This window comes from Caballeronia grimmiae, assembly GCF_022879615.1.
GTDB lineage: Bacteria > Pseudomonadota > Gammaproteobacteria > Burkholderiales > Burkholderiaceae > Caballeronia > Caballeronia grimmiae.
Genome location: NZ_CP084271.1, coordinates 1,460,331 through 1,472,912, shown reverse-complemented (window position 1 = coordinate 1,472,912; position 12,582 = coordinate 1,460,331). Strand labels below are relative to the sequence as shown.

Sequence of the window (12,582 nt, the reverse complement as noted above, 5' to 3'; positions counted from 1 at the left end):
TCGAATTACTCTAGGACGATTGAAGCCATGGCTAACGTAGTTGAAAACCTCGGCAAGCTCGAACGCCGCCTGACCATTTCCCTGCCGAAAGACTCGATTCAGAAGGAAGTGGAGTCGCGCATCCGCCAGCTGGCCAAGAACGTGCGCATGCCGGGTTTCCGCCCGGGCAAGGTGCCGCTCAAGATGGTCACGCAGCAGTACGCCGGCCAGGTCGAGGCCGAAGTGCTGAGCGACAAGGTCGGCAAGGAGTTCTTCGATGTCACGCGCGCCGAGAACCTGCGCGTCGCGGGCCAGCCGAGCTTTGCGCCCAAGGGCGAAGCGGCTGAGGATGCCTACGCATTCGACGCGACCTTCGAGGTCTATCCGGAAGTCAAGCTGGGCGACGTCGCGACCGCTGAAATCGAGCGCACCGTGACGACCATCTCCGAAGCGGAAGTCGACCGCACGCTCGAAATCCTGCGCAAGCAGCGCGTTCATTTCCACGCACGCGGCGAAGGCGGCGAGCACGGCGACGGCGGCACGGACACGGCAGCCAAGGACGGCGACCGCATTACGCTAGACTTCGTCGGCAAGCTCGATGGCGTCGAATTCGAAGGCGGCAGCGCACAGGACTTCGCGTTCGTGCTCGGCGAAGGCCGCATGCTGCCGGAGTTCGAACAAGCTGCGACGGGCCTGAAGGTCGGCGAATCGCGCGAATTCGACCTCAAGTTCCCGGACGACTATCACGGCAAGGACGTCGCCGGCAAGACGGCACAGTTTACGATCACCGTGAAGAAGATCGAATGGCCGCATCTGCCGGAAGTCGACGCGGACTTCGCGAAGTCGCTCGGCATCGAAGACGGCGATCTCACGAAGATGCGCGCCGAAATCAAGGACAACCTGGAGCGTGAAGCCAAGCGCCGCACGCAGCAGATCGTGAAGAACCAGGTCATGGACGCGCTGCTCAAGATTTCCGAGCTGGACGTGCCGAAGGCGCTCGTCGAGCAGGATCAGCAGCGTCTGGTCGAAATGGCGCGTCAGGACCTGCAACAACGCGGCGTGCCGAACGCAGCGGATGCGCCGATTCCGGCCGAAATGTTCGCCGAGCAGGCAGAGCGCCGCGTGAAGCTGGGCCTGGTTCTCGCCGAACTGGTGAAAGCCAACGATTTGCAGGCAAAGCCGGAGCAGATCCGCGCTGAAGTCGACGAGTTCGCGAAAAGCTACGAAGACCCGAAGGAAGTCGTCCGCTGGTATTATTCGAACCAGCAGCGCCTCGCCGAAATGGAAGCGTACGTCGTGGAAAGCAACGTCGTCGAATTCGTGCTCGGCAAGGCCAAGGTGACCGACAAGGAAGTCAGCTTCGAAGAACTGGCCAGCGCAACGGCGCAGGCCTGACGCGAACGGCCAAGGGGCGTGCGGTGTCGTCGATGGCGGCCCGCACGCCTTTTTTGCATTAAAGTTCGAGCGTGCCCATGCCGTTTGAATGGCTGTCCCTTCGTCGTTCAGTATCCCTATTCCGAACAAGGAAATTGCATGACCTTTCGCGCTGAATTGCTCGACACGTTGGCGTCCCATGCTCCGCGGGACTTCGAAGCCCAGGCGCTCGGCCTCGTTCCGATGGTCGTGGAGACGAGCGGCCGTGGCGAACGTGCCTATGACATCTACTCGCGCCTGCTCAAAGAGCGCGTGGTTTTCCTGGTTGGCGAAGTCAACGACCAGTCGGCGAATCTCGTCGTCGCGCAGCTGCTGTTTCTCGAGAGCGAGAATCCCGATAAGGACATCAGCCTGTACATCAACAGCCCGGGCGGTTCGGTCTCGGCCGGCATGGCCATCTACGACACGATGCAGTTCGTGAAGCCGGACGTTTCCACGCTGTGCATGGGCCTTGCTGCGAGCATGGGCGCGTTCCTGCTGGCGTCGGGTGCGAAGGGCAAGCGCGTGGCGCTGCCCAATGCCCGCGTGATGATTCACCAGCCGCTCGGCGGCGCACGCGGCCAGGCGTCCGATATCGAAATTCAGGCGCGGGAAATTCTGTACCTGAAGGAACGTCTCAATCAGCTGCTGTCGCATCACACGGGTCAGCCGGTCGAGCGCATTGCGCGCGACACGGATCGCGACAACTTCATGTCCGGCGACGACGCGCAAGCCTACGGCATCGTCGACCAGGTGCTGCACAAGCGTCCCTGAAGGCGTCCGGAGCGGCGCTGCATCGGGCCTGCCAATCAAGGCCGGTCGAACTCGGACGACGGATGCGGCGCAACGCCAAAACGCCCTTCGGCCGGGCCGCGCGGGGTAATCTGCGTGCCCGGATCGATGGGCGTATCATGTAACAAGAGTGTCCGGAGGCTTACACATCTATGGCGGACAAGAAAGGTTCCAGCAGCGAAAAGCTGCTGTATTGCTCGTTTTGCGGAAAGAGTCAGCATGAGGTGAAGAAGCTCATCGCTGGCCCGTCGGTATTCATTTGCGATGAATGTATCGACCTGTGCAACGAGATCATTCGCGACGAGGCGGCCGGCGCGGCGGAAGAGGCCGGGCTGACCAGGTCCGACCTGCCGAGCCCGCAGGAAATCAGCGATATCCTCAATCAGTACGTGATCGGCCAGGAACGCGCGAAGAAGATTCTCGCGGTGGCCGTGTACAACCATTACAAGCGGCTCAAGCATCTCGACAAGAAGGACGACATCGAGCTGTCGAAGAGCAACATCCTGCTGATCGGGCCGACCGGCTCCGGCAAGACGCTGCTCGCGCAGACGCTCGCGCGCATGCTGAACGTGCCGTTCGTCATCGCGGACGCCACCACGCTTACCGAAGCGGGGTATGTCGGCGAGGACGTCGAGAACATCATTCAGAAGCTGCTGCAGAACTGCAACTACGAAGTCGACAAGGCGCAGCGCGGCATCGTCTATATCGATGAAATCGACAAGATCAGCCGCAAGTCGGACAACCCGTCCATCACGCGCGACGTGTCGGGCGAGGGCGTGCAGCAGGCGCTTCTGAAGCTGGTCGAAGGCACGATGGCGTCGGTGCCGCCGCAAGGCGGGCGCAAGCATCCGAACCAGGATTTCATCCAGGTCGATACGACCAACATCCTGTTCATCTGCGGCGGCGCATTCGACGGGCTGGAGAAGGTCATCACGGATCGCACCGAGAAAACCGGGATCGGTTTCGGCGCGAGCGTGAAGAGCAAGCAGGATCGCGACGCCGGCGAAGTGCTGCGCGAAGTCGAGCCGGAAGACCTGATCAAGTTCGGCCTGATTCCGGAACTGATTGGCCGTCTGCCCGTCGTGGCGACGCTCGGCAAGCTGGATGAAGCCGCGCTCGTCAAGATTCTGATCGAGCCGAAGAACGCGCTGGTGAAGCAGTATCACAAGCTCTTCGCAATGGAGCGCGTGGAACTGGAGATTCGCCCGGCTGCGCTGCAGGCCATCGCGCAAAAGGCGATTCGCCGCAAGACCGGCGCGCGCGGACTGCGTTCGATTCTGGAACAGGCGTTGCTCGATGTGATGTACGAGTTGCCGACGATGAAGGGCGTGTCGAAGGTTATCGTCGATGACAACACCATCGACGGCGACGGCAAGCCGCTGCTGATTTATGAAGACGCACCCAAAGTAGCAGGGTCGAATTAATTCGGGCTGTGTGTCGGCGAAAGGCCGTTCATGGCAACGTGAACGGCCTTTGTTTATTTTTTCGGTTTATCTTGTGGACGTTTGCTGACGATCTTGGACTACCGACTTTTCACTTCCGATAAAGGCTTGCAATAGCTCTTAACGGCCTTACTTACGAACGAACCGATTCCATTCATGGGGAAATGAAATGTCAGGAACCCAACTCCTCCCGCAGGAACGCATTACGCTGCCGCTGCTCCCGCTGCGCGACGTAGTCGTATTCCCGCACATGGTAATTCCGCTCTTCGTTGGGCGGCCCAAGTCGATCAAGGCGCTCGAAGCCGCTATGGAAGGCGGCAAGCACATCATGCTCGTCGCCCAGAAAACCGCGGCGAAAGACGAGCCGACCGAAAAGGACATGTACGAAGTAGGGTGTGTCGCCAACATCCTGCAAATGCTGAAGCTGCCGGACGGCACGGTGAAGGTGCTCGTCGAAGGCTTGCAGCGTGCGAAGACGCTTTCCATCGAAGAACAGGAAACGCAGTTTTCCTGCGATGTGATGCCGCTCGAACCGGACCACGCGGATAGCGCCGAAACCGAAGCGCTGCGCCGCGCGATCGTCTCGCAGTTCGATCAGTACGTGAAGCTGAACAAGAAGATTCCGCCGGAGATCCTGACGTCGCTGTCGGGTATCGACGAAGCGGGTCGTCTGGCTGACACCATCGCCGCGCATTTGCCGCTCAAGCTCGACCAGAAGCAGCACATTCTCGAGATGTTCCCGGTCATCGAGCGTCTGGAGCATCTGCTCGCGCAGCTGGAAGCCGAAATCGACATTTTGCAGGTCGAAAAGCGCATCCGCGGGCGCGTGAAGCGCCAGATGGAGAAGAGCCAGCGCGAGTACTACCTGAACGAGCAGGTCAAGGCCATCCAGAAGGAACTGGGCGAAGGCGAAGAAGGCGCGGATCTCGAGGAACTCGAGAAGCGCATCACTGCCGCGCGCATGCCCAAGGAAGCCAAGAAGAAGGCCGACGCCGAACTGAAGAAGCTGAAGCTGATGTCGCCGATGTCCGCGGAAGCGACCGTCGTGCGCAATTACATCGACACGCTGATCGGCTTGCCGTGGCGCAAGAAGAGCAAGGTCAACAACGACCTGTCGAACGCCGAGCGCGTGCTCGATGAAGACCACTTCGGCCTCGAGAAGGTCAAGGAACGCATTCTCGAGTATCTCGCGGTCCAGCAACGCGTCGAGAAGGTGAAGGCGCCGATTCTGTGCCTCGTCGGGCCTCCGGGCGTCGGCAAGACCTCGCTCGGGCAGTCGATCGCCCGCGCAACGAATCGCAAGTTCGTGCGCATGGCGCTCGGCGGCGTGCACGACGAGTCCGAGATTCGCGGTCACCGTCGCACGTATATCGGTTCCATGCCCGGCAAGATTTTGCAGAGCCTGGCCAAGGTCGGCGTGCGCAATCCGCTCTTCCTGCTCGACGAAGTCGACAAGATGGGCATGGATTTCCGCGGCGATCCGGCATCGGCGCTGCTCGAAGTGCTGGATCCGGAACAGAACCATACGTTCGCGGATCACTACATCGAAGTGGACTTCGACCTGTCGGACGTGATGTTCGTGGCGACGTCGAACTCGCTGAACATTCCGCCGCCGCTGCTCGACCGGATGGAAGTCATTCGCCTCTCGGGTTACACCGAGGACGAGAAGGTCAGCATCGCGCAGCGTTATCTGCTGCCGAAGCAGAAGCGCAACAACGGCCTGAAGGAAGGCGAGATCGACGTCACGGAACAAGCTATCCGCGACATCATTCGCTACTACACGCGTGAAGCGGGCGTTCGTTCGCTCGAGCGTGAAGTGTCGAAGATCTGCCGCAAGGTCGTGAAGATGCTGCTGCTGAAGAAGGCGGAAGGCGCGGTGAAGGTCGACGGCTCGAATCTCGATACCTTCCTCGGCGTGCGCAAGTACGACTTCGGTCTCGCCGCGAAGGAAAATCAGATCGGCCAGGTGACGGGTCTCGCGTGGACGGAAGTCGGCGGCGATCTGCTGACGATCGAAGCGGCGGTGATGCCCGGCAAGGGCGGCGTGATCCGTACCGGTTCGCTCGGCGACGTGATGAAGGAATCCGTCGAAGCGGCGCGCTCGGTCGTGCGTTCGCGTTCGCGCCGTCTTGGCATCACGGATGAGTCTTTCGAGAAGAAGGACATCCACATCCACGTGCCGGAAGGCGCGACGCCGAAGGACGGTCCGTCCGCCGGTATCGCGATGACCACGGCGCTGGTGTCGGTGCTGACGGGCATTCCGGTTCGCGCGGATGTCGCGATGACGGGCGAAATCACGCTGCGCGGCGAAGTGCTGCCGATCGGCGGGTTGAAGGAGAAGCTGCTGGCGGCGCATCGCGGCGGCATCAAGCTCGTGCTGATCCCCGAGGAAAACACGAAGGATCTGGCCGACATTCCCGACAACGTGAAGAACGCCATCGAGATCGTGCCGGTGCGATGGATCGATCGCGTGCTCGAACTGGCGCTGGAACGTCTGCCGGAGGCGCTGCCTGAAGAGGAAGCGAAGGCGACGCCGGTCGCTGCGGAAACGCAGAAAGACCAGCCCGCATCGGGCGATGTCGTGAAGCACTGAGGCATCGCGTCGAAGCGCTGTTTTAAGAACCCGCGGGCATCCGTCCGCGGGTTTTTTATTGGCGCTTCATTTGATGCCCATGATGGCGAACAAAGCGGCAGAATTTCCTCATTCTCCACTGGCAAACGCCAAAACAATGCGCTAGACTAGCGGACTCGCTGGATACGGAACTTCTAACCGGGCCGTACAAGCGGGCGCGAGCCGAAAGAATGGCGGAACGGGTGCTTAGCTCAGTTGGTAGAGCGGCGCCCTTACAAGGCGTAGGTCGGGAGTTCGAGCCTCTCAGCACCCACCAGTTTCCCATTCATCGTTTCGTGGCGCATCGAATTAGGAGCGGTAGTTCAGTTGGTTAGAATACCGGCCTGTCACGCCGGGGGTCGCGGGTTCGAGTCCCGTCCGCTCCGCCAAGTTAATCGAAAGTCCCGCAAGCTTCGCCGCTTGCGGGATTTTTGTTTTGCGCGTGCATAGTTAAACGTCCTAACGGCCTGATGCGCGCATCGGCCGATGCATCACGGTGTTCACCAACCGGCTGCAAGTGACTGATAACAACGCCTCGCGACCGTCCTCGGGTGCGAATCATCCCCGCCTTTCGCCTTTTCCCGTCCCACTGTTGTAATATCGGGCGTTTTGTCTAATACGCAGCGTTAAGCATGCTCCAATTCTTCCGCAGTCACCAGCGCCTGGCGATGGCCTTGCTGATGCTCTTCATCTTGCCCGGTCTGGGCATCGTGGGGATTCAGGGCTTCAACAGCTTCTTCGACGAAAACGCGTACGTCGCCAGCGTGAACGGTCACAAGATCACGCGCGCCGAATACGATAGTGCGTTCAGGCAGCAGGTCGAACGCGCCCGCTCGATGCTGGGCGCGCAGTTCGACGCCAAGATGTTCGATACGCCCGAGACGCGCAGCGCAATGGTCGATAGCCTCGTGCAACAGCGCACGCTGTCGGACGAGACGCAACGCCTGCATCTGACCGCATCGGACGACGCCGTGCGCCGTGCGCTGCTGGCCGATCCCGGCATCGCGTCGCTGCGCAAGCCGGACGGCACCATCGACGTCGAGCGATACAAGCAGTTGCTCGCAATGCAGGGCATGACGCCCGCGCAGTACGACGAGCGCATGCGCTACACGATCGCCAATGAGCAGATTCCGGCCAGCATTCAGCAAACGTCGTTCACGTCGAAGGCGCTCGCTCAGAACCTGACCGAACTCGCCGAGCAGCGCCGCGCCGTGCAGGGCCTGCTGCTGCGCACCGCCGACTTCGCCGCGAAGGTCCAGCCGACCGACGCGCAGTTGCACGCTTATTACGACGCCCATCGCAACGATTTCGCGACGTCGGAGACGGCCACGATTCAATATCTCGTGCTGTCGCCGTCCACGCTCGCGGCTGCATCGAAGCCGAGCGACGCCGATCTCAAGAAGTATTACGACGACAATATCCAGCGCTATCGCACCGAAGGCGAGGTCCGCGCGAGCCATATTCTCGTGAATGCGCCGAAGGACGCGAGCGCAGCCGACAAGGCGAAAGCGAAGCAGAAGGCCGAGTCGCTGCTTGCGCAGGTGAAGGCGCATCCGGATCAGTTCGCGCAAGTCGCGCAGAAAGATTCGGAGGACCCGGGCTCGGCGAGCAAGGGCGGCGATCTGGGCTACTTCACGCGCGGGCAGATCGCGGGCGGCAAGGCTTTCGACGACGCTGCGTTCAGCCTGAAGAAGGGCGAGGTGAGCAACATCGTCGAATCGGACTTTGGTTATCACATCATCCAGGCGACGGACGTGAAGCCTGCCGCGACCAAGCCCTTCGATGAAGTGAAGGATGCGATCGCGAAGGACTACGCCGCGCAAGAAGGATCGAACGCGTTCTCCGCAGCCGCGACGGGACTGAACGACATCGTCTATGAAAAGGCCAAGTCGCTTCAACCGGCGGCGGACAAGTACAAGCTGACGATCCAGACCGCGACGGTCACGCCGAAGCCGAACCCGCAACTGCCGCAGGACAACCCGCTCAACAATGCGAAGTTCCTCGCCGCCGTGTTCGCGCCGGACTCGGTGAAGGAACACAACAATACGCAAGCCATCGATGTCGGCAACAGCACGCTGATCGCAGCGCGTGTGACCGACTACAAGGCGTCCACCGTTCCCGCGTTCGACGCGGTGAAGGACGCGGTGCGCGGCAAGGTCGTGGCCGACATGGCGAGCGCGCAGGCACGCAAGCAAGGCGAGGCCAAGCTCGCGGAACTGCAGAAGTCGAAGTCGCCCGAAGGCTTTACGTCGGCGATCACGGTATCGCGCAACGATGCACAAGGTCTGCCGCCCGCGGCCCTCGGCGCCGTCTTCAAGGCCGATGCCTCCAAGCTGCCCGCGTACGTGGGCGTCGATCTGGGTGCGGACGGCTATGCGATCTATCGCGTGAACGGCATCGAGAAGGCCGCGCCGGTCGCGGCGGACCGTCTGGCCGGTGCGCAGCAGCAGATCGCGCAGCGCTATGCCGAAGCCGAGATGACCGCGTATATGGGCTCGCTCAAGGCACGTTCGAACGTCAAGCTGAGCCACGCGCCGGCGCCGTCCTCGAACTAAGGCGCAGCGGCATCAGCGAAGGCTGAAACAAGAAGCCCCGCTTCCGGAAGGAAGCGGGGCTTTTTTATCGGCGTCACCGGGATCGCACGCCGGTGACGCGTGACATTGGCGCGCTTACAGGCAAGCCTGGATGTCGCCGGTCGTGTCGCTGCCGGCCGCACCCGCGGCGCGGAAGCCGACCCACGAGCCCGGACCCGACCACGACGGGCGCACCACGGCTGCTGCGCCGTTCGGCGGCTGCTGCCCCGGAACGAACACGTCGAGCGCCTGGTCATTGGCGAGCGTGTCTTGCGAGATGACCTGCTGCTGCGATTTCTGCGCCCACTTCTCGGCGACGCATTGCGCAACCACCTTCGGCGCCTTCTGGCTCGTGCCGACTTGCTGCACGCCTGCAGGCGGCTGTGCGGCGCAAGCCGAGATCGCAACGGTCAATGCGAGCAGGGAGAAATATTTCACGTGACCTCCTTGTTGATTCGCTCCGTACTGAGCGGTGATATTAGAGTGAGTGACGCGAAAGTCTCAGAGTACTGAATCGTGGCCGTCTTTTTCGCGCTTGGTCGAAGGGCTGGCGCGGCTGGCATCCGGTTACTGCGACGCGCCCGCAGCCAGCAACGGTTTCAACGTTGGCCAGACGTTGTTCAATAGCAAAGGCTGGGCCTGAACGGTGGGGTGAATCTGGTCTGACTGGAACATCGACGGCTTGTCTTCGATGCCCGCGAGCAGAAATGGCACGAGCGATACCTTCTTGTCTTTCGCGATGCGCTCGTACACCGCATGGAACTTCTGCGAATAGTCGGGGCCGTAATTGGGCGGAACGTACATGCCGACGAGCAGCACCTTCGCATGGGCGGCCAACGACGCATCGACGATGCCGCGCAGGTTCGCCTCCGTGGTTGCGAGCGGCACGCCGCGCAACGCATCGTTCGCGCCGAGTTCGACGATCACCACAGCCGGCTTGATGCGCGTGAGCACCGCGGTCAGCCTCGCGCGTCCACCGCTCGTGGTGTCGCCGCTGATGCTCGAATTGGCGACGCTATAATCGAAGCGCTCTTTTGCCAGCCGCTCGCGCAGCAGATTGACCCAGCCGGTATCGCGCGGCAGGCCGTATTCCGCCGACAGGCTATCGCCCAGCACGACGATCGCGGGCTTTGTCGGCGGCGCTTGGGCGGCTTGTGCTTCCGCAGCGTTCACGCTCGACGATGCGGCCGCCGCGAACATCGCGCTCGCGACAGCGGCCCAGACGAAACCACGCGCGCTCCAGTTATTTTTCAAGGTGTCCATGCAAAACGATATCGAGCCGGTCATCGAAGTACGGGGATTAAGCAAGCGGGTGAAGGACGCAACGGGCGAGCTCACGATTCTCGATCAGATCGATCTGTCCATCGCGAAGGGCAGCAGCGTGGCGATCGTCGGGGCATCGGGCTCGGGCAAGTCGACACTCCTCGGCCTGCTCGCGGGATTGGACAGCGCGAGCGAGGGCTCGGTTCGCCTGTTGGGCAAGGAGCTGACGACGCTCGATGAAGACCAGCGCGCCGCGCTCAGAAGCGGCGCGGTCGGCTTCGTATTTCAGTCATTCCAGTTGATGCCGCATCTGACCGCGCTCGAGAACGTCATGCTGCCGCTCGAACTGCGCGCCGAGATGCCGCATGATCAGATCGCGCAGCGCGCCCGGTCGCTGCTGGAGCAAGTCGGGCTTTCACAGCGTACGGGCCATTATCCGAAGCTGCTATCCGGTGGCGAGCAGCAGCGCGTGGCGCTGGCGCGCGCCTTCGTCACGCATCCCGCAGTCCTGTTCGCCGATGAACCCACGGGCAGCCTCGACGCCGGCACGGGCTACGCGATCATCGACCTGATGTTCGAGATGAACAGCCGCAACGGCGCGACGCTCGTGCTCGTCACCCACGATGCCGAACTCGCCGAACGCTGCGACGCGACGGTGACGATCGAAGCGGGGCGGCTCGTCAACGGCCTGAGCGTCTAGCCGCAGACGAGCCGCCGCCGGTATCGGCGTTCAGCGCTTGAGCGCCTTGCGCGCGCGTTCGATCAGCGCGGACGTCGACGAATCATGCTTCGATGCATCGACGCTCGCAGCGGTGATATCCGCTTCGACGACCTTGCCGAGAATCTTGCCCAGCTCCACGCCCCACTGGTCGAACGAGTTGACGTTCCACACCGTTCCCTGCACCAGCACCTTGTGCTCGTAAAGCGCGATGAGCGCGCCAAGCGATTGCGGCGTGAGCGCATCGAGCATGATGGTCGTCGTGGGCCGGTTGCCCGGGAAGCTCAGATGGGTCGCGAGCGCCTCCTTGCCCGGACCTGCGACCTTCTTCGCTTCTTCGAGCGTGCGGCCGAGCATCAACGCTTCGCTCTGCGCAAAGCAGTTGGCGAGCAGTTTCGCGTGATGATCGACGAGCGGATGCTCGGGCGTCAGCACGGCGATGAAGTCGATCGGAATGAGCGTCGGCCCCTGATGCAGCATCTGGAAGAACGCGTGCTGGCCGTTCGTGCCCGGCTCGCCCCAGATCACCGCGGCCGTGGGGTAATCGACCATGCCGCCGTCGAGCGTCGCGGACTTGCCGTTGCTCTCCATCTCCAGTTGCTGCAGATACGACGGCAAATAGTGCAGCGCCTGCGAGTAAGGCGCGATCAGATCGCTCTGCGAGCCGAAGAAGTTGCGATACCAGATGCCGATCATCCCCATCAGCACCGGCAGATTCTCGGCCAGCGGCGCTTCGCGGAAATGGCGGTCCATCTGATCCGCGCCTTCGAGCAGCGCGTCGAAGTTCTTCGGCCCGACCGACAGCATGATCGACAAGCCGACCGCCGACCACAGCGAATAGCGGCCGCCGACCCAGTCCCACATCTCGAAGACGTTTTCCTTCGCGATGCCGAACTTCACGACTTCCGCCGGATTCGCCGACACACCGACGAAATGCTTCGACAGTTGATCTTCCGGACAGCCCTGCTGAATGAACCAGTTGCGCATCGAATGCGCGTTGGTCATGGTTTCGAGCGTGGTGAACGTCTTCGACACGATGATCGCGAGCGTCTCTTCCGCGTCGATCTGCTCGAGCACGTTGTAGAGATCGGCGCCATCGACGTTGGAGACGAAATGCGTATCCAGTTCCTTCGACGCCAGATGATGCAGCGCATGCACGACCATCTTCGGCCCGAGATCGGACCCGCCGATGCCGATGTTCACCACATGGCGAATGCGCTTGCCGGAGTAGCCGGTCCACGAGCCGTCGCGGACCTTGTCGGCGAACGCGGCCATCTTCGCTTTTTCGGCTTGCACCTGCTGATGGAACGGCGCGTCCGGCGACTGGGCGCGCAAGGCGGTGTGCAACACGGCTCGTTCTTCGGTGATGTTGACAATGTCGCCATTGAACATCGCGTCGCGGCGCTTCGTGACGCCGGCCTGCTCGGCCAGCTGAATCAGCAGTTCGAGCGTCGCGTCGGTGATGCGGTTCTTCGAGAAATCGATGGTGAGTCCGCCGCCGTCGAACGTCAGGCGCTCCGCGCGCGTCGGTGCGGTGTCGTTTTGCGGCGCGAACCAGTCGCGCAGGCGCTCGCCGGAGATGGCATCGTAATGCGATTGGAGCGCCGACCAGGCGGGAAGCGAATTGAGCGTCATAGCGGTCCGATAGTCGTGATTAACAGAAAACTTTGGTGCGATGCGGTTCGGCCAGGGGCGTACCTCTGCGGCCATCGAGGTTCGTCGAACGCAGCCCGTGCCGCCGCGGATGCCCGAATCAAGGGAGCAAAAGGAAACAAAGGGAGTATAGCGACG

The 12,582-nt window shown here is 61.9% G+C and carries 9 protein-coding genes and 2 tRNA genes; 8 read left to right on the top strand and 3 right to left on the bottom strand.

The genetic code is table 11. The features are described from left to right. Positions 1-27: 27 nt before the first annotated feature. The 7 genes from tig to LDZ21_RS06965 all read left to right on the top strand — a co-directional run bounded on the left by tig (position 28) and on the right by LDZ21_RS06965 (position 8,792). Positions 28-1,374, top strand: coding sequence for a trigger factor (gene tig / locus LDZ21_RS06995; protein WP_244792314.1), 1,347 nt, complete (start codon positions 28-30; stop codon positions 1,372-1,374). A 138-nt stretch (positions 1,375-1,512) separates the two neighbouring features. Further along, positions 1,513-2,166, top strand: coding sequence for an ATP-dependent Clp endopeptidase proteolytic subunit ClpP (gene clpP / locus LDZ21_RS06990; RefSeq protein ID WP_014191278.1), 654 nt, complete (start codon positions 1,513-1,515; stop codon positions 2,164-2,166). Between the two features lie 170 nt (positions 2,167-2,336). Further along, on the top strand, positions 2,337-3,608 hold the full coding sequence (gene clpX, locus LDZ21_RS06985; protein ID WP_035967405.1) for an ATP-dependent Clp protease ATP-binding subunit ClpX: 1,272 nt from the start codon (positions 2,337-2,339) through the stop codon (positions 3,606-3,608). Between the two features lie 187 nt (positions 3,609-3,795). Next, on the top strand, positions 3,796-6,219 hold the full coding sequence (lon, locus tag LDZ21_RS06980) for an endopeptidase La (protein WP_244792312.1): 2,424 nt from the start codon (positions 3,796-3,798) through the stop codon (positions 6,217-6,219). Positions 6,220-6,438: 219 nt separating this feature from the next. Continuing rightward, positions 6,439-6,514: transfer RNA gene (locus LDZ21_RS06975), tRNA-Val, on the top strand. 35 nt (positions 6,515-6,549) lie between these two features. Then, positions 6,550-6,626, top strand: a tRNA-Asp gene (locus LDZ21_RS06970). 243 nt (positions 6,627-6,869) lie between these two features. Beyond that, entirely contained in the window at positions 6,870-8,792 is a 1,923-nt protein-coding gene (locus tag LDZ21_RS06965) for a SurA N-terminal domain-containing protein (protein ID WP_244792310.1), read from the top strand. Positions 8,793-8,906: 114 nt separating this feature from the next. Here the strand turns inward: LDZ21_RS06965 and LDZ21_RS06960 are convergent, their stop codons facing one another. Beyond that, a complete protein-coding gene (locus LDZ21_RS06960; protein WP_244792309.1) occupies positions 8,907-9,248 on the bottom strand; it encodes a hypothetical protein in 342 nt (113 codons plus the stop codon). A 129-nt stretch (positions 9,249-9,377) separates the two neighbouring features. Next, entirely contained in the window at positions 9,378-10,073 is a 696-nt protein-coding gene (locus LDZ21_RS06955; RefSeq protein ID WP_244792307.1) for an arylesterase, read from the bottom strand. Between LDZ21_RS06955 and LDZ21_RS06950 the strand changes: the two genes are divergently transcribed. After that, the gene (locus LDZ21_RS06950; RefSeq protein WP_035967395.1) at positions 10,072-10,773 is read left to right on the top strand and encodes an ABC transporter ATP-binding protein; all 702 of its coding nucleotides are present in this window, start codon (positions 10,072-10,074) and stop codon (positions 10,771-10,773) included. The genes LDZ21_RS06955 and LDZ21_RS06950 overlap by 2 nt on opposite strands. 30 nt (positions 10,774-10,803) lie before the next feature. On the opposite strand, the gene pgi is transcribed toward LDZ21_RS06950, so the two are convergent. After that, positions 10,804-12,426: a glucose-6-phosphate isomerase gene (gene pgi / locus LDZ21_RS06945; RefSeq protein ID WP_035967393.1), complete on the bottom strand. Its 1,623-nt coding sequence runs from the start codon at positions 12,424-12,426 to the stop codon at positions 10,804-10,806. Positions 12,427-12,582 lie beyond the last annotated feature (156 nt).